Annotated in this window: 16 protein-coding genes and 1 riboswitch; of the genes, 1 reads left to right on the top strand and 15 read right to left on the bottom strand. The window is 61.8% G+C overall.

All coding sequences use genetic code 11. The features are described from left to right. Position 1 precedes the first annotated feature (1 nt). The 4 genes from cobG to ACN0VH_RS06315 form a co-directional block, all read right to left on the bottom strand. Positions 2 to 1189, bottom strand: a complete 1188-nt coding sequence (gene cobG / locus ACN0VH_RS06330; protein ID WP_417699948.1) for a precorrin-3B synthase — start codon at positions 1187 to 1189, stop codon at positions 2 to 4. Beyond that, positions 1186 to 4431, bottom strand: a complete 3246-nt coding sequence (gene cobN / locus ACN0VH_RS06325; protein WP_417699946.1) for a cobaltochelatase subunit CobN — start codon at positions 4429 to 4431, stop codon at positions 1186 to 1188. The genes cobG and cobN overlap by 4 nt, the downstream gene beginning before the upstream one ends. 89 nt (positions 4432 to 4520) lie before the next feature. Continuing rightward, the gene (gene cobW, locus ACN0VH_RS06320) at positions 4521 to 5555 is read right to left on the bottom strand and encodes a cobalamin biosynthesis protein CobW (protein WP_278921233.1); all 1035 of its coding nucleotides are present in this window, start codon (positions 5553 to 5555) and stop codon (positions 4521 to 4523) included. Next, positions 5552 to 5971 (bottom strand): DUF1636 family protein, encoded by a 420-nt coding sequence (locus tag ACN0VH_RS06315; protein WP_417699945.1) that lies wholly within the window; start codon positions 5969 to 5971, stop codon positions 5552 to 5554. Before ACN0VH_RS06315 ends, cobW begins: the two co-directional genes overlap by 4 nt. A 94-nt stretch (positions 5972 to 6065) precedes the next feature. Further along, positions 6066 to 6294: riboswitch (cobalamin riboswitch) on the bottom strand. 50 nt (positions 6295 to 6344) lie between these two features. On the opposite strand from ACN0VH_RS06315, the gene cobO reads away from it, so the two are divergent. Next, positions 6345 to 6980, top strand: coding sequence for a cob(I)yrinic acid a,c-diamide adenosyltransferase (gene cobO / locus ACN0VH_RS06310; protein ID WP_417699944.1), 636 nt, complete (start codon positions 6345 to 6347; stop codon positions 6978 to 6980). A gap of 104 nt (positions 6981 to 7084) precedes the next feature. Here the strand turns inward: cobO and glpD are convergent, their stop codons facing one another. The 11 genes from glpD to hemP form a co-directional block, all read right to left on the bottom strand. Then, positions 7085 to 8695 (bottom strand): glycerol-3-phosphate dehydrogenase, encoded by a 1611-nt coding sequence (gene glpD, locus ACN0VH_RS06305; protein WP_417699942.1) that lies wholly within the window; start codon positions 8693 to 8695, stop codon positions 7085 to 7087. Next, on the bottom strand, positions 8688 to 9473 hold the full coding sequence (locus ACN0VH_RS06300; protein ID WP_278921229.1) for a DeoR/GlpR family DNA-binding transcription regulator: 786 nt from the start codon (positions 9471 to 9473) through the stop codon (positions 8688 to 8690). Before ACN0VH_RS06300 ends, glpD begins: the two co-directional genes overlap by 8 nt. A gap of 171 nt (positions 9474 to 9644) precedes the next feature. Further along, entirely contained in the window at positions 9645 to 10730 is a 1086-nt protein-coding gene (locus ACN0VH_RS06295; protein WP_417699941.1) for a DUF1513 domain-containing protein, read from the bottom strand. Between the two features lie 41 nt (positions 10731 to 10771). Beyond that, positions 10772 to 11776: an imelysin family protein gene (locus ACN0VH_RS06290; RefSeq protein WP_278921227.1), complete on the bottom strand. Its 1005-nt coding sequence runs from the start codon at positions 11774 to 11776 to the stop codon at positions 10772 to 10774. A 1-nt stretch (position 11777) separates the two neighbouring features. Continuing rightward, a complete protein-coding gene (locus tag ACN0VH_RS06285) occupies positions 11778 to 13370 on the bottom strand; it encodes a di-heme oxidoreductase family protein (protein WP_417699940.1) in 1593 nt (530 codons plus the stop codon). Continuing rightward, a complete protein-coding gene (bfr, locus tag ACN0VH_RS06280; protein ID WP_417699939.1) occupies positions 13327 to 13815 on the bottom strand; it encodes a bacterioferritin in 489 nt (162 codons plus the stop codon). The genes ACN0VH_RS06285 and bfr overlap by 44 nt, the downstream gene beginning before the upstream one ends. Further along, a complete protein-coding gene (locus tag ACN0VH_RS06275; RefSeq protein ID WP_278921224.1) occupies positions 13763 to 14056 on the bottom strand; it encodes a (2Fe-2S)-binding protein in 294 nt (97 codons plus the stop codon). Before ACN0VH_RS06275 ends, bfr begins: the two co-directional genes overlap by 53 nt. A 248-nt stretch (positions 14057 to 14304) precedes the next feature. Next, on the bottom strand, positions 14305 to 15321 hold the full coding sequence (locus ACN0VH_RS06270; protein ID WP_417699937.1) for a porin: 1017 nt from the start codon (positions 15319 to 15321) through the stop codon (positions 14305 to 14307). A gap of 86 nt (positions 15322 to 15407) precedes the next feature. Continuing rightward, positions 15408 to 16676 carry an imelysin family protein gene (locus tag ACN0VH_RS06265; protein ID WP_417699935.1) on the bottom strand — a complete coding sequence of 423 codons (1269 nt, stop codon included), beginning with the start codon at positions 16674 to 16676 and terminating at the stop codon, positions 15408 to 15410. 47 nt (positions 16677 to 16723) lie between these two features. Beyond that, positions 16724 to 17203 carry a hypothetical protein gene (locus tag ACN0VH_RS06260; protein ID WP_278921221.1) on the bottom strand — a complete coding sequence of 160 codons (480 nt, stop codon included), beginning with the start codon at positions 17201 to 17203 and terminating at the stop codon, positions 16724 to 16726. Next, positions 17200 to 17373, bottom strand: coding sequence for a hemin uptake protein HemP (gene hemP / locus ACN0VH_RS06255; RefSeq protein WP_278921220.1), 174 nt, complete (start codon positions 17371 to 17373; stop codon positions 17200 to 17202). Before hemP ends, ACN0VH_RS06260 begins: the two co-directional genes overlap by 4 nt. Positions 17374 to 17821 lie beyond the last annotated feature (448 nt).

Raw genomic sequence — 17821 nt, 5'->3', positions numbered from 1 at the left:
GTCAGCTGCCCTCTGTCAGGATTTGTGGCGCGGCGCGCAAGGCGTCGGCCCTTAGGGAGACTCTTAACGGTTGATCCCCGGCCTTGCCATGGTGGATCAGAGCAAATGTGTCGGGGGCGGTTGCGGTCAATACCAGTGGCGCCGGGCCGGGATGGGCACAGCCCTTGGCACAGCCCGAGACATGCAGCAGCTGCCCTTCTGGTACGAAGCGGGCCAGATCGCGGGCCAGATCGCGGGTGGCCGAAAGCGCCTGCAGGCAACCGGGCGCGCCGGTGCAGGCGCTCACTCGCAGGCGCGGATCGCGGGCGTCAAGGATCAGGCCGGGCAGGTGGCGGGCGGTCAGGTCGCGCGCGCCTTCTACCAGCAGCATGCGCCAAGGGGTCAGGCGCAGGGCGCCTTGCTCTGCCAGGGTCGCGAGGGCTTGAGCGGTGATTTGGCCGAACTCAAGCCCGACCAATTGGCCAATGGCGCAATGTCCGATCATTGGCGACGGGGTGCTGGTGCGACGGGGCGTGATATGTGACGTGGGTGGCCCGCGGCGCGCTATGAGCGGCTGCATTCTGCCACGCCCCTCGGGCGCGCCGCCCTGTTGCAAGAACCATCGCGCCAGATCGAGTGCTGCCTTGGCGGCGGTCTTGGCGGAAACCACTTTGCCATAGTCTGCGCCATCAGCCAGAAGCAAAAGCTCGGCACCGCTTGCCTCAATGCGAATATCGCCGGCGCAGTCGCGTAGCCGGGGGCTCTCTCCCGCATCGACCACGAAGCCGAATTTTCCGGGCAGCGAGAGATCCTGGGCATCGCGGAGCGCCTGTTCAAGCTGGGTGGCGATACGGTGACTGATGTCCTCGGGCTGCCACAGGGGGGTCAATATCACGTTGCGGCGGGCCTCGGCGGCGCTGTCATGATCCACCAGACCGAGGTCCTGCAGGGCGGCAATCAAGGCAGGATAGCTGTCGGCAGTGATGCCGCGCAGTTGCAGGTTGGCCCGCGCCGAGAGGTCGATAAGACCATTGCCAAAGCGTTCAGACAGGCTGGCAATGGCGCGCGCTTGATCCTGGCTGAGCCGCCCCTGCGGTGCCCGGATGCGCAGGACCAGCCCGTCGCCCGACATCATTGGACGCAGGGCGCCCGGGCACCAGCCATAGACCTTTGGGTCAGAAGCGTCAGCAGGGCCAGGAGCTTTGGTCACGCGGTGTCCTCCAGCAGGGCCATGATGGAATTGCGCCGGGTGGTCCACAGATCAGCCGCTGCCAGGGCGCGAAAGCGGTCGCGCATTGCCGCCAGGGCTTTGGGATTTTCCTGTTCGAGAAAGGCGACAAGATCTTCGCGCCCCAGGGTGGCCTCGAAGTAGAGATCAAACAGATGCGGCGGCACCACCTGGGCCAGATGGGCAAAGGCCGCCATATGATCCAGCGTGGCCGCAATCTCTGCCCCACCACGAAAACCGTGTTGCATCATCGCGCTGGCCCAGTCGGGATTGCTGGCGCGGGCTCGGGTGACGCGGGCAATCTCTTCGCCCAGCGAACGGGCCTGCGGACGGTCCGGCCGGGTGGCATCCAGATGGTAAAGCGCAGGTGCTGGGGCGCCGATGCGGGCCATGGCAGCGGCAAAGCCTGCCTCATGGGCGGCGTAGTCTTCGGCAATCAACAGGTCCGTTTCGGGCAGATCCTGCAGGTGAACAAAGCTGTCGGCACCCTTCAGGCGGGCCTCCAGGGCGCTGCGGGCCTCTGATATATCGCCCTGGGCATCAATGGCATGTGACGAGGCGGTGATCCAGGCCTCGCCCGCCGCTGCGCGTGCATCGTCGCTGTAGCTGTCGATATGTGGCCCCATGGACAGGCCGTAGAGGCCGGGTTTGGGGCCAAAAACCCGTGGGCCCTGTGCCAGGTAAGGATTGTCGGAGGGGTCTTCGTCGCGCCCCGCCAGCGCCCCGGCGGCGGCTTCGAACATCTGGGCCAGGCCGGGAAAGATATCGCGGAACAGGCCGGAGACCCGCAGGGTGACATCAATGCGAGGGCGTCCCAACATGGAGAGGGGCAGGACTTCAAAGCCGGAGACCCGTTCCGAATCCTTATCCCATTTGGGGGCCAGCCCGGCCAGATGCAGCGCCATGGCAAATTCCTCGCCGGCGGTGCGCATGGTGGCAGAGCCCCAGAGATCAATCACCAGCCCCTGTGGCCAGTCGCCCTGGTCCTGCAGGTGGCGGCGCAGCAACTCTTCCGCCAGTTTGACCCCCTGCACCTGCGCCGCCCGTGACGGCACCGCGCGCGGGTCGGTTGTAAAGAGGTTGCGCCCGGTGGGCAGTACGTCTGAACGGCCGCGAAACGGAGAGCCAGACGGGCCGGGAGGCACCAACTGCCCATTCAGCGCAGCGATCAGCCCGGCATGTTCCGCCGCGCCGCAATCGCCGGTGCCAAAGATGTGCAGCCCCTCGCCATACTGGCTTTCCTTGATGTCGCAGACAAAGGCATCGATCCGGGTGATGGCCTCTGCCGCAGAGGTGTCAGGGGTGAGGCCGAGATCTGCCTCGACGCCAGTGCCCTGGGCCTCAGCGCGGATATCCTCCAGCAGACGGTCGCGCCGTGCCGGGTCCAGCCCATCGGCGGTGGAATATTCATCCAGCAGGTTTTCCAGCCGCGCCATGCCCTCGGGCAGGGTGGTCTGGGCCAGGGGCGGCGGCACATGGCCCAGGGTTACGGCACCAATGCGACGCTTGGCCTGGGCGGCCTCGCCGGGGTCGTTGACGATAAAGGGATAGACAACGGGCAGCGCGCCGGTCAGCGCTTCGGGCCAGCAGGCCGCCGAGAGTGCAACGGATTTGCCGGGCAGCCATTCGAGGGTGCCATGGGCACCGATATGGACCAGCGCATCGCTGTGCTGGCGCAGCCAGAGATAAAAGGCGACATAGGCATGGCGCGGCGTGCGTTCCAGATCATGGTAGTCGTCAACGCGGGTCTGTACCTCGCCACGTTCCGGTTGCAGGGCGATCAGCGCCTTGCCCGCCTGCAGCGCCTTGAAGTGAAACGCGCCATCCCTGCAGTCGGGATCCTGCTGCGGCGCCCCCCAGGCGGCGGCCAGGTCCTGTTGTAGCACCTGCGGCAGGCTGGCCAGCGCGGCGGTATATTCCTGCAGCGAAAAGCGCAGAGCGGCGCTGTCCAGCCGCAGGCCAAGATCCCCCTGCGGCGCGGTGTCATAGCCCTGCTTGGCCAATCCTGCCAGGATTTCCTCACAGGAGGCCAGCGCATCCAGCCCCACCGCATGGGCCAGATTGTGGGCCTTGCCGGGATAGGTCGACAGGATCAGCGCCGGGCGCTTGGCCGTATTGGGCTGGGCTGCAAGACGCAGCCAGCCTTCGACCCGGTCGACAACCGCCGCGATGCGATCAGCAACGGGGCGGTGGGCAAAGCGGGAATACTGAAGGTCCGGATCCTGCTTGCCGGGGGATTTGAAACTTACAACCCCTGCCAGGATACGACCGTCTACTTCGGGCAGAACGACATGCATCGCCAGATCCGCAGGCGAGAGCCCGCGCGCCGCTTCGGCCCAATCCTTTTTGCGGGCGGTGGACAGCGCCACCTGAAACACCGGGCAGCCAGTGGCATTCAGCGGCGAGGCGCTGCCATCACTGCCCTGGGCCGAAAAGGCGGTGGCGTTGACAATAGCGGCTGGCTTCAGCACCGGCAGGGTCTCGCGCAGCCAGGCGGCGGTCTGGGTGGATTTCAAGCTGGCGGCAAACACGCCGTAGGCAGCGTAGCCACGGGCGCGCAGTTCAGCAATCAAGGCATCCACCGGGGCGGTATCGGCGGCAGTCAGGTAAGAGCGGTAGAAACTGATCAGAACCAAAGGTTTATTCTGCATATCGGGGGGCGAAATCACCCCCAGATCAGGATCATAGAAGCCGTGCTGCGGGGTGGATTTCAACCCCAGAACTGGCCCGGCATATAGTCCCGCCGCCAGCGAGAGCTGCGCCAGCGCCGCCTGCGCCGCTACCGCGCCGCCCGCATCACAAAGCGCCTGCAGCCGCCGCAGGGTCGAGGCTGGCAGGGTCGACAGATCGTCCAGCCGAGGATCTTCACGGCCATCGGCAGGCAGGATTGCCAGGGCGATGCCGCGGCGGCGGGCCAGATCCTGCAGGGTGGCCAGCCCATAGGGCCAATAGCTTTCGCCGCCAATCAGCCGCACCAGCACCCCCTTGGCCCCGGCGAGTGTCTGTTCGGCATAGGTGTCGACCGACAGCGGGTGTTTCAGCGCCACCAGATTGGCCAGCCGCAGGCTGGGTAGTTTGCCATCGGCGCGATGCCAGCCTGCCGCAAAGGCCCCAAGGTCGCTGTCGGAAAAGGACAGCACCACCAAATCTGCGGGCGATTGCCCCAGATCCTGTGGCGTGTCGGTTTGATCCAACCCGTGGCTTTCACGAAAAACGACGTGCATTGGTGAGGCCTCTTGCAGAGTGTTTAGGGTGCCGCCTGGCCTTGCAGCCGGAATGCGGCACCCGCGTTTGCTTTGTCTTTGCCAGTGGCCTAGGCGCCCAGGTCTGCCCGGATGGCGGCCCCGTCGATATTGTCATGTTCGGCAATGACCACCAACTGGGTGCGACGCGGTGCATCGCCCCAGGGCTGATCATATTGTGCCCGCAGACGTTCGCCAACGGCCTGTACCAACATGCGCATTGGCTTGCCCTTTACTGCAACATAGCCTTTGACCCGCAGGATATTGCGTGTCCGAGCCAGGTTCACAATGGCATTTTGCAGCGCTTCCGGGTCAGAAACTTCGCCCATTTCGACAACTATGCTTTCAAAATCGTCATGTTCGTGGTCGTGGTGGCCATCGTGATGGCTGGGGCGTGCCTCCAGATCGTCTTCGGCGGCTGCATTAAGCCCCAGAATGATGCGCGGATCAATCACGCCCTCGCTCATGGGGAGGATCGGCAGCTGGCGCGGGGCTTCGGCCTCGATCACCTTGCGGGCCTGTTCCAGTCCGGCCTCGCCCGCCAGATCGGCCTTGGACAAGAGCACGATATCGGCGCAAGCGATCTGATCCTCAAACACTTCCGACAGCGGCGTTTCATGATCCAGGCTATCGTCGGCAGCGCGCTGGGCCTCGACGGCGGCGAGATCGGGGGCAAACTGCCCTGCGGCCACGGCTTCGGCGTCGGCTAGGGCAATGACGCCATCAACGGTGATGCGCGATCGGATGGCCGGCCAGTCAAAGGCCTTGAGCAGCGGCTTGGGCAGGGCCAGGCCTGAGGTCTCGATCAGGATATGTTCGGGGGCCTCTGGCAGGGCCATCAGGGCCTCGATGGTGGGGATGAAATCATCCGCCACGGTGCAGCAGATACAGCCGTTTGCCAGCTCCACAATGTTGTTTTCAGGACAGTTTTCATCGGCGCAGGATTTCAGGATATCGCCATCGACGCCTGCGGTGCCAAATTCATTGACCAGAACCGCCAGGCGCTTGCCCTGGGGGTTTTGCATCAGGTGGCGGATCAGCGTGGTCTTGCCCGCACCGAGGAAACCAGTGATGACGGTGACAGGAATTTTGTTGAGATCGCTCATGGGGTTTCGTCCTTGCAGGGGAATGTGATCGGGGGAATGCGGGCGATGGATTGCTTGCGAAATACCTGTGGGCGTTCGCGCCAGGGCACCAGCCCATCGGTCGTGGCAGCATAGGCGGCAGCCCCGGCCAGAATGTCGTCGACATGGGCTTCGGGATCTAGGTCGCCGTAGATGTAGCTCCAGCGGGTATCGCCACCGGTCAGCACCATGGCGCAGCCACGTTTGCAGGCGGACAGGCATTCAACACCGCGCACCGTGACCCCGTCTGGCAATGTCGCCTCGGAGAGGGCCGACAGCAGCAGGGTGCCGGGGCGTGTGGATTCGGGGTCAACACCTTCGCGTTTGCAGGTGGTGCAGATCGTCAGGGTGACCTCTGCGGTATTTGGGGCGGGGGGGTCCGCCATATCGTCTGCCATCAGCGCGCACATCCATTGTGGGGCCAAGGGGCAGTGCCAGCAGGGGGAGGGCAGAGGTGCGCTCCCACAACCAGTTGCGACACACCCCGTTCGCCCGTTGTCTCATGCGTTGGCAGGTCTCCCGGCTTGCGGATTTCAACAGGCCTAGGGCCTGTCTGCGGCTCTCTTGCCTTCCCGGCGCAGGGCACCAGTGGCATCAGAGACCTCTCCGGTCACGGTCGCGGGGGCGGCTGTGCTTGAGACTGATGCCAAGGGGGGGGCACCTGCCTGTCACATTCCCTCTTCGCCTGCAATTTGCAGGAACCAACGAAAACCCCTTGCGCTATTGGGGGCTTCCTTGTCAAGACTTGCACAAACAGCAGGAGTGACCCCAGTGAGCGAGAAGTCCGAAACCGGCGTTTCAGAAGAGGAAGCGGCACGGCATGCCTCAAAGATGGCCAAGAAAAAGGCCGCCCGCGATCGCATGATGAAAAACAAGGATGGCGAAAAGGGGCTGATCATCGTCCACACTGGCCCGGGCAAGGGCAAGTCCAGCTCGGGATTCGGGATGATCATGCGGTGTATCGCCCATGGCATGCCCTCGGCTGTGGTGCAATTCATCAAAGGCGCCTGGCAGACCGGCGAGCGTAGCCTGATTGAGGAAAACTTCAGCGATCTGTGCCAGTTTTATGCGATGGGCGAAGGCTTTACCTGGGAAACACAGGATAAGGCGCGCGATATCGCTGCGGCGCAAAAGGGCTGGGAAAAAGCCAAAGAGATGATTCGGGATGAGCGCAACACCATGGTGCTCTTGGACGAGATCAACATCGCGCTGCGCTATGATTACCTGGATCTGGACGAAGTGCTGGAATTCCTGGTGGAGGAAAAGCCGCCGATGACCCATGTGGTGCTGACCGGCCGCAACGCCAAAGAAGAGCTGATCGAGATCGCCGATCTTGTCACCGAGATGGGGCAGGTCAAGCACCCCTTTCGTGCCGGTATTAAGGCGCAAAAAGGCGTGGAATTTTAAGAGAAAGGCGCTGCGCGGTCGAAAAGGCGGGCAGTGCCTTGCCCGCCGCGCAGGCGGACTTGTGCATCCCCAAAAAAACGGATCAGGCCCAGATTATATCTGGGTCACGTCTGAGCCACCGACGCAGCCCGGTTTTCTGCAGCTGACAGAAGGGCGGGATTGTTTCGAATATACGCATCCACAGCCGCACGCTGGGCTGCATCAAGCCGCAGGTTCAGCTTGGTGCGGCGCAATAGAAAATCTTCGCCTGTGCGCACCCATTCGTTCCTGATTACCCAGTCCAGCTCGCGTGCAGTGATGGTTGCGCCAAAATCCTGCCCCAGATCTTCTGGTGCTTTTGCATCTCCCAGAACCTCCCAGGCTTCCAGCCCGTAGGCACGGATCAGACGGCGCGTGGCATAGGCGCTGAGGAACGGATAGTCGCTGGCCAGTTTGGCCGTCAGCTTGGCGACATCTTCCACCGGAAAGTCGCCTCCTGGCATCGGCACGCCAGCGGTCCAGTTGCCTGAAAGGCCTGGCAGGGCCTCGCCAATCTTGGCCAGGGCGGATTCCGCCAGCTTGCGATAGGTGGTGATCTTGCCGCCAAAGACATTCAGCAGCGGCGCCTGGGTTTGATCCAGCGTCAGCACATATTCGCGCGTCGCTGCGGTGGCCGAACTGGCGCCATCATCATAAAGTGGGCGCACCCCGGAATAGGTCCAGATCACATCATCGCGGCTGAGCGGCTTTGCAAAATACTGCGACGCAAAATTCACCAGATAGTCCTGTTCTTCTGGCGTGCATTCCGGCGCGGTTCCGGGATCAGGGTGATCTGCATCGGTGGTGCCGATCAGGGTGAAGTCTTCTTCATAGGGGATGGCAAAGATAATCCGGCCATCGGTCCCCTGAAAGAAATAGCAGCGACCGTGGTCAAACAGTTTTGGCACCACGATATGGCTGCCGCGCACCAGACGCACGGTTTCGCGGCTGTTTTGCCCCAGGGTCTGGCGCAGCAGATCCGCCACCCATGGCCCGCCTGCATTGACCAGCATCTTGGCGTGATGCTCTGCCGTTTCGCCGCTGGCGTGATCCTTGACAGTGATGACCCAGTGATCGGCGCGGCGCTCTGCGTGCAAGACTTCGGTGCGGGTCATGATATTGGCGCCACGGGCCTGCGCGTCGCGGGCGTTCAGCACCACCAGCCGGGCGTCTTCGACCCAGCAATCGGAATATTCAAAGGCCTTTTTGAATTTCGACTTCAGCGGGCGGCCTGCCACATCGGTGGTCAGATCCACCGTGCTGGTGCCGGGCAGGATGCCACGCTTGCCAAGGGAATCGTACAAAAACAGCCCCAGACGGATCAGCCAGGCCGGGCGCCGCCCCTTCATCCAGGGCATGAAGGTGGTCAGCAGTTTTGACGTCGGCGTGTCATTGTCGAACCGCATATCCTTGTGGAAGGGCAGCACAAAGCGCATTGGCCAGGAAATATGCGGCATCGCTTTCAACAGTACCTCGCGTTCGATCAGGGCCTCGCGCACCAGTCTGAATTCGAAGTATTCAAGATAGCGCAGCCCGCCATGAAACAGCTTGGTCGAGGCCGAAGACGTGGCCGAAGCCAGGTCGTTCATCTCGGCCAGCGTGACGGAAAGGCCGCGCCCGGCGGCGTCACGGGCGATGCCGCAGCCATTGATACCGCCGCCAATGATAAAGAGATCGGTGATCTTGGTGTCAGACATTTTCGGGGCTTTCGTTTGTGGCAGTGGTCAGGATGCGGGTGCCAGCGGCGCGGGCGACATCGCAAAATTGGGCAGGGGGCAATTGGTCGGTGATCACGATATCCAGGTCTGTCAGGTCGCAGATTCGCACCGGTGCAGAGAGAGCGAATTTGCTGCCATCACAGAGAAGGATCTTGTTGCGCGCATTCTTCAACAGGGCGCGGGCGACAGAAACCTCGTTGGCGTCATGGTCCAGGACGGCGCCATCCGCATCCAGCGCCGAGGCACCGATGATGGCATAATCCACTTTGTATCGCGAGATAAACTTGACTGCATCCTCGCCAATGATTGCGCCATCGCTTTGCCGCACAGTGCCACCGACCAGAACCAGCTCCTTGGACTCTCCGCCAATCATAAGATTGATAATATTTATATTATTGGAAAGAACAGTCAGCCCCCGGTGACTGCTGAGCGCCCGTGCGGCTTGTTCGGTTGAGGTGCCGATATTCAGCGCGACAGAGCAGCGATCGGGGATCAGATCTGCCAGAACGGCGGCCATGGCCTGCTTGGCGCTGGCGTTTTGTTTGCGCCGATCGGCATAGGCGCGGTTGGCAGCAGAGCTGATGCGCACTGCGCCGCCATGGACACGCGACAACGCGCCCCGCGCGGAAAGATCGCGCAGATCCGTGCGGATGGTTTGCAGTGAGACCGCAAAACGGCGCGACAGATCCTCCACCTCGACCCGTTCCTGGGCGTTCAGCAGATCCAGAATGTGAGAGTGACGAGTCGCTGCATCCATTGGCTTTCCTTTTGATGTGGGATTTAGCCTATCTCATTTCGAGAGTCATCATTTGTTTTCGTTTTACTTTCGCATCTGGCGGCGGGAAAAGAAAAAGGCGCGATCAAAGACCGCGCCTCGCCATGGATTGCAGCTTTGTCCCAACATCAGCCCGGGAATAAACCTGCCAGATTATCCTAGCCGAATAAGGTGGTTGTCCCAGGCCAGATCATGGCTCTGCTGGTGGGTGACTGTGGGGCCATCCAGCGTCAGAACCTGGCCAAGCCCGGTGCTGGCCATCAACCCGTCTGCGGTTGTCGCCAGGCCACAGACATCCGCAAGCGGGATTTCCTGAATGATTTCGGCGCTTTCAACCTGCATCACCTGTACCAGCCCGCCACGCGGAGAGCTGACCGCGATCTTGCGCCCATCCGGTGTAAAGGCGACTGAACCACCATATCCCTGCAGATGCCGCAAACGGGGATCATCTTCCCCCATCAGCCGGGGGGGCGTATCCGGGTGGTAAAGGCCAACAATCGGTAGGTCGGCGCCCAGATCCCCCTGCCACTGCATTGCAAACCCCACCCCCCCATCAGCCGAGAGCGCAAGGTGACGGATCGAGTTCAGGCGCAGGTCCGGGGCCAGCTCCATCACATCCTGCACATCGCCGTCCAGCGACAGCAGGCTGAGATTGGGCCGCATCTGCGGCAGGTTCAGCTTGGCGCGGCCACTGTCTGGGTGGGTTTCAATGCCGCCATTGGCCACAACGATCTGCTGGCCCGCCTCGTGGGGGCGCAGCAGCATGTCGTGGGGGCCGATCCCTCCAGAGCTAAAGCTGGCGCTGCGCTGATAGCCCCGCGCGACCTTCCAGACGCCGATGACGCCGCGGCCATTTTCAAAGTCATTTTCGGTCGTGTATAATCGGCTGCCATCGGGGCTAAAGACGCCATGCCCATAGAAATGGTGTCCCTTTGGGGGCTCTAGCCGGGCAAGGCGCGCGCCGGTCCGGCAGTCGATCACATCGGCAAATCGTCCGGGACGGCGGGCAAAGGCCACGGCTTCGGGGCGTTGCGGGTGGGCGGCTGCGGCATGGCCCCGGCCGGGCAGGGGGCAGGTAAAACGGATCGCCCCCTGATCAGAGAGCCCCGCGAGCAGATAGCCGCCCTGCGGGGTTTTGGCAGCGGCCAGAAAGGCAGGGCCGCCAAGATCAGCCCAACTGGGGCTAGGGGCAAGGCCTGTCGCCAACAGCCCGGCGAGAAAGCCACGTCGTGTCGTCATCTGCTGCTCCTTGTCTGACACAGGATGAGTGGGGCCGGAACCTAGTCGCCATCCAATGAGTTGAAGCCCGCCAAGACCCCAAGCGCCGGGCCGAGATCACTGGCGATCAGGGTGCGCAGGTCATTGATCTCTTGCTGCAGGGCCTCGATGTGGATGCGTTTTGCGGGGTCCGCAACACCTGCAAGGATGGGGTCCTCAAGTCGCAGCGCGCGTAGGGTTGGCCTTTCAAAGGCGGCGTCAAGGCGGGCGATCAGGGCGGCATCGCCATCTGCCAGGGCAGTGGCCAGCGGGTGGAGTGCTTGCAGGGCCAGCACGATATGGTGCTGGCTGCGACCAGAGCGCCAGGCCTCGGCCCGTTTGGGGCGCGGGGCATCAAACCGTCCCAGCGGCCGTCCCAGCCGCATGTCCGCCAGCATTTGCAGCCCTGTGTTCAGCGATTTGAACAGCTCTTGCTTGACCTCTGCTTCGTCCTGATAGCGCCCGGTGGCATTGCGCATCTGCGCGGCATAACTGTTCTGCCAGTCCTGCTGGATCGCTCTGGCGGTTGTGGCGATGTCCTGGGCCATGACGGCGGCCAGCGTGCAGCGATAAGCGGCCGCTGGGGCGCTGGCTGCTTTGGGATCAAAATAGAGGAACTCCAGCGCATAAAACCCGCGCCCGGCGATTGAAGACTGCGCAAAGGTGTTCGGCTCCAGCAGGGCGGGATCCGCTGCTTGCAGGTGTTTTGCCAGGGTTTTGGGGATCTTGCCGCGGCTGTCGGGCCAAAAGGCCAGGGCAAAGGCGCGGTTTTTGGTCTCGCTGGGGCCAAAGCGCAGGTGACTGACCTGGATCCAGTCATCAAAGGCTTGATCATAGGCGTCCCGCAGTTTGCCCCCCTCGGGGGTGCAATGGGTCTGCGCGGTCTGGGCCAGATACGCGCTGCTATCGACCAGGGCCTGCATCCCAGGCAGGATCTGATCGTCGAGAACCTCATCCACAACATCCGCCCGTAGCGCAGGCGGCGCAAGGCAGGCAATGGCGGCGACGGCAAAAAGGAGGTGTTTCACATCAAAGACTTTCCAAGAAACGAAGAAGGGCAGCGCGATCCGCTGGGGCAAGGGCGATGACACGGTTGCGCGCGGGCTCTGCCTCGCCGCCATGCCAGAGCACGGCTTCCAGCAAGCTGCGGGCGCGCCCGTCATGCAGGTAGGTGGCATCGGGGTTGACCTGTCGCGTCAGGCCAATCCCCCAGAGCGGCGGCGTGCGCCATTCCCGGCCCGTCGCGCGGCCCTCGGGGCGATTGTCGGCCAGATCCGGGCCCATGTCATGCAGCAGGAAGTCGCTATAGGGCCAGATCAGCTGAAAGCTGTTTTCCGGCCGGTCTGTCAGCCGCTGTGTGACAAATTTGGGCTGATGGCAACCGGTGCAGCCGCTGCCATAGAACAGGGCCTTGCCGCGCAACACCTGCGGGTCGTCCAGATCGCGCCGGGCAGGCACGGCAAGGTTGCGGGCGTAAAAGGTCACGAGATCCATATTGGCCTGGTCGATTTCGGTGCCGCGTATATCACCGTCGCCATGCGGCGCCGCAAGGCAGCCTGTCTGGGCGGCAGTGCAATCGCCCGCAGCTGCGTCAAACAGCGGCGTCGAAATGCCGATATCGCCGGAAAAGGCCGCTGCCGACTGCTGGTGCAGCGTGGGCATCCCGGCCTTTTGGCCAAATCGCCCCAGCATGATCTGGTCGTATTCAGCCGACCATGCCAGGTTGGCCCGCCCGGATATACCGTCGCCATCGGCGTCGAGTTCATCCACATTGGCCAGTATATCAGCGGTTGAAATTGCCTCGATCAAGCCAAGGCCGATCATCGGCGGTGCCAGCCGGGGCGATAGCATCGCATCGGGGTGGAGCGGCCCATACCCCAGCGCAGCGGCGGTGTAGGTTGGACGGCGCAGGGTGACGCTTTCGCCGCCGCTCAGGGCCAGGGTTTGGGGGGTGTAGCTGACCTGCAGGCGGTATTCCGAGGGTACTCCGGGGCGGGAAAAATCCTGCAGCTGGCCGCCATAGTTCGGGTCTGGCGCAGTGCCAATATAGTCGCGCACGGCGCGCATCTGCGCAGGTGGTGGCGCAGGAATTGAGACGCGCAAAAACATCGAGGCGGCGCGGTAATCCGGGTCTGTCGGCACCTGGCCGCGCCCGTCCTTGATATGGCAGCGCTGACAGGATCGCGCGTTATACAGTGGCCCCAACCCATCTGACGCAAGCGTCGAGGCCGGGGAAAACACCCAGATTTTCTTGAACAATCCATTGCCCAGCTTGAAGGCCAGTTCCTGTTCAAAAGAGAGATTGGCACCATGCTGCGAAAAGGCGGTGGTGTCGCCGCGCGCGGGCACGGTAGCGCTGCCGACGGGACGGGCTTCAAAGGCTTCGGGAGCGGTGAAATTCTGTGTCGGCGCGGTGACGGCTGCGATACGCGCCTGTTCTACCGCGCTGCGGGGCAGGCTGTTCAGATGCGGATCCGACAGGGGGATCGAGGAGAGTTCAAAGGTGGGTTCCCCAGCGCATGCAGGGGCAAGACCGGCAAAGGAGGTGGCAACCACCAGAGCGGTAGCCACCAAAAGATTACTCTTCGACCGCTTCCATTTTGGTGGCGTTGAGCTGTGCATAGTTTTCGGCGCCAATCCGGTCGTGCAGGTCTAGCTGGGTTTCGAGGAAGTCGATATGGCCTTCTTCGTCTGCCATCAATGTTTCAAACAGTTTCATGGTGACGAAATCACCCGCCTGGTTGCAGATTTCGCGGGCCTCTTTGTAGAGTGCGCGGGCACTTTCTTCCGCCGCCAGGTCACATTCCAGCGTTTCCTTGGGCGTCTGGCCAATGCGCAGCGGATCCAGTTTTTGCAGGTTTGGATGACCGCCGAGGAACAAAATACGTTCGATCAGATCATCCGCATGCTGCATCTCTTCGATGCTTTCCTCGCGGCTTTTCTTGGCCATGCTGCCAAGGCCCCAATCGTCCTGCAGGCGATAGTGGAGCCAGTACTGGCTGACGGCTGTCAGCTCATGTCGCAGCGCTTTGTTGAGGTAGTCGATGACTTTGGGGTCGCCCTTCATAGGTGATCTCCTGATTTGTGCGGCGGCGCAGGTTCTGTAATTGCGCCGGTACGGTCACCTTATCATTGCTGCGCATGGTGTCGAGGAAGAGTGGCATGCACCCGCCACAATCAGCGGTTTTCCCAAGGGCATGGTAGATTTTTCCAGGGGTGATGATGGTCTCTGGGTCGGCGCTGCGCATCCAGTCGATGGCGGCGTGGATATCATGATCAGAGATAGAGGTGCAGTGGCAGATAATCATGCGGAGGTCCCAAGGATATGTCTCGTGGGGGGTGGCTTGAATATCTGACAAAAAGAATAGGTTTTCAAGGGTGAAATTCTTATGGTTTTAGTAAGGCACGGGTTTTCGTCGATATCGCCTTGTAAAAACGTGTTCTTTTCTTGCGGTTTTGGCTTGTTTTACGCGCGGCTTCTGGCCCAATACGCCATAAACTGACTGGCTGGCCCTGAGGACAGGATAGCCAGCCAGTCAGGCCTGGTTTGTTGGGGTTAGCTGCCCAATGGAACCACCAGATTGAGGCCAAGAATGGTGTCCTTGATGCCGCTGTCGTCCTGATAGGCCAGCGCGCCGCCGAGGGTCATGCCGTTCTGGAATTCGTACTCAGCCGCGAGTGAGTGCAGATCCGTCTTGCCGCCTGCGTCAAGATCCCGTTGCGACAGAGTGCCCGATAGGGTCAGATCGCCAATGGCATAGGCCGCGTTCAAGGTTGCAAAACCTGCATCATCCGCACCGCCGCCAAAGTTGTCGAAGCTGGCAAATTCGGCATAGAGATCAAAACCGCCCTGGAAGCTGTGGCCAAGACCGGCCACCAGGCCCTGTTCATCATCCACGTCACCCGCGCTGGCGCTTAGGTGGCGCGCGCCGATGTGGAACCGGGTTCCGTCGACCTCATGCGCCCATTGAATGGCAAAATTGTCCAGGGTTCCGGTATTGCCCGCACCGCCGGTGTCGGATCTGTTGCGGCCCCGATCTGTGCCCCAGGATCGGCTTAGCCCCGTGTCATCGGCGAAAAAGACACCAAAGGACAGGGTGCCTGCACCGTTCAGGTCCACATCGGCCAATACGCCGATCTGCTCTGCCAGTTCATAGTCTTCGGCCAGGGTGCCACCAAAGAAGCCAGCCGCATCGTCCCAGGCGGTGCCAAAGACCGGGTGCAGTTTACCAAGCGTCACCGTGGTGGCCTGACCCAGGCCAAAGCTAAGGCCGAGCTCTTCAACATAGAGGCCCATATCGTCAAAGCTGCGATCTGCGGTCGGGTCTGTCACGCTCTCGGCGGTGAGGGTGGAAAAGATCGAAACGCCAGACCCAAATGTATAGGTGCCGGTAGCGGTGATGATGGCATAGGTGTTGCGGATTTCATTCCCTGCAACATCAGAAGAGACAACCTGTTCGTTGCCGATTTCGATTTCGCCTTCCCAAGAGAAGCCTTGGTCCGCCAGGGCCACATTGGCGCACAGCAGCAGGGGTGCGCCGAAGGCCAGCGCGGCAGTTGTATTTCGTGTCATTTCAGGAGATTTCTTTGCTTCAAAAGGGGGTGGGCGGGCAGAAGAGCTGGCTGCCCCCTTTTATGTTTGTGTAATATTACAGAGGATTACTGGAAAACCGCATTGGGGTTATCCAAGCTGTCAGAGCCTTCGAAGGCCAGGCCATCCAGGTTGAGAACCTTTACCACGCGTTCAATGGATCGTGTCTGATCGACCAGGCCATTGACGCCACCCATGACAAGGGCTTCGCCAGCGGCATTGCCCTGTTCCAGCATCTGATCATAGGAAAAACCTGCCTCGGCGGTGGTCTTGATGCGGCCCAGAGCCTGCATGGTGGTGGAGAGCTTGCGGCGCATTTCGCTGTCCAGATCTGGGTCGGCTGCGGCGACCAGATCCGACAGTGACGGGCCAGAGACTAGCGCGCCATTCACCCGCACATATTCACCCAGATAGACGTTCTGCACCCCAAGCCCATCGTAATAGTGGCTGTTGTGGGTGTTGTCGGAAAAGCAGTCGTGCTCTTCTTCCGGATCATTGAGCATCAGGCCCAACCGCATGCGTTCGCCGGCCTGTTCGCCATAAGACAGTGACCCCATGCCTGTCAGCATGGCCGAAATGCCGGCACTTTCATTCGCAAGCAGGGTGCTGCGGGCCGCGCCGGTTTCGGACCACTGCGCCGCCATCCAGTCCAGATCAGCGACCAGCAGATCTGTTGCGGCTTTCAGGTAGGCACCACGTCGATCACAATTGCCATTGGTGCAGGTGTCGCCTGCCGCATAGTCGGTCCAGCTGCGCTGGCCTGCACCGTGCTTGGTGCCGTTCAGATCCTGCCCCCAAAGCAGGAATTCGATGGCGTGATAGCCAGTGGCCACATTGGCCTCGACGCCATCTGCTTCGTGCAGCGTCTCGGCCAGCAGGGCAGGGGTGATCTGGCTGGTGTCGATGGTTTTCCCAGACAGTTCAAACTCCGGGTTGGCCACCACATTCAGCGCAGCCAGGGCATTTTCGTCGGTGGCCCCGCCGTAAGAGGCATCTGTATAGTCAATCAGACCTTCATCCAACGGCCAGGCATTTACCTTGCCTTCCCACTCATCGACGATGGCATTGCCAAAGCGAAAGACTTCGGATTGCTGATAGGGCACGCGTGCGGCCAGCCAGGCCTGGCGCGCGGCGGTCAGGGCCTCGGCTGAAGGGGCGGCAATCAGGGCCTCGACGGCGGCCTGCAGGGTCTGCGCCGTGGACAGGCTGTCTTGGTATTTCGCCTGGGCGATATTGGCGTAGTTGGTCAAAACACCGCTTGCATCGGCGGCCAGGGCCGAGGTGCTGCCAAAGGCAAGACCTGCCAGAGCGGTACCCGTCAGAAACAGAGATTTCATATATAAAGTCCTTGATGGTTTTGCGGGGTGGGTCGGTTGAAAGGAGGTCAATGCAGGGTCGCAGACCCCGGACGATAGAGACGCCGTAGCGGGGCCTTGCCGACGAGATGTAGCAATAACAGGCCTGTCTGCGCCGCCAGGGCGCTAAGCGCCTGCGCCTTTTGCGGTGGGACAAGCAGCGCGGCCAGGAGGTCGGCATCAGCTGCCTCGCCCTGGGTTGCCGCCGCGACAAGGTTGGCAAAACAATTCTCGTCAGCGCCCAGGCAGGAGCAGGTCATGCCATGACGGATCAGCGGACGGCGGCCATGGGTGACGCAAAAATCACAAAGCCTGCCAAAGCTGTCATAGGCGCTTTGGGCGCTGTCGGGGCCAAGGCTGTCGCAAAGCGCCTGCTGCAGATCGGCGCGGGCCGATGGGCCGCTGAACCAATAGCGAAAATACCGCACCGTCCCCGCCTCTAGCGGGGGGAGATCGGCCAGCAGGCCGACAGCAGCGCCGCCGCGAAGGGAGGTCTGCGGCTGGGTCATTTTGTCAGGATCAGCTTTCCGGCCCGGGTGATGCGCAGGCTGTAGATCTGACCATTGAGCAGAATGCGTGCCTGAATGCCGCCGCGCGTCAGGTCCTCTGCGTGATAGGTCGGGAAAACTTCGGGGGTGGCGGTGGTGGTTGCCACCGGATCAGATGTCATCTGGTTCATAAGGATTGCCCATTGTTGAAGTCCGCCTTGTCCAAGAGCCATTCCAGATTTGCGCCCGCCGGGGCGATCCCGGTCAAGGACAACTCGGCCAGCTCGGGGCTGGAGAGTGGGTCGCGGTCGGCGCCCGGCGTGGTCTGATATGTATCAGGCCTGGCCTTGGGGGTAAGGCGGGTTCGGGCCGTGCGAGACTGGAGAGGCTTGGGCGACATAGCGGCGATTTCTAAGTTGTGAAGCTGCGGTGGGCTGGCCTGTCGAGTCAGGTTGGCTGAGCCTTTTATATCTTATTATTTTAATCAGGAAACCCTTTCCGAGTATTTTTGTCGGAAAAAGTATCTCAATAATATATCTATGCGGAACAGCTTGCGATATCTGCAGGGGGCTGGGCGCGGGATGCCTTGCGGCTGTGGCGGGCACCGGTGGGGCAGGGGCTGAAAAAAGGAAAAGCCCG

This window comes from Pseudophaeobacter sp., from assembly GCF_048267565.1.
GTDB classification, from domain to species: Bacteria; Pseudomonadota; Alphaproteobacteria; order Rhodobacterales; family Rhodobacteraceae; genus Pseudophaeobacter; species Pseudophaeobacter profundi.
This window is presented reverse-complemented; position numbering and strand designations above follow the sequence as displayed.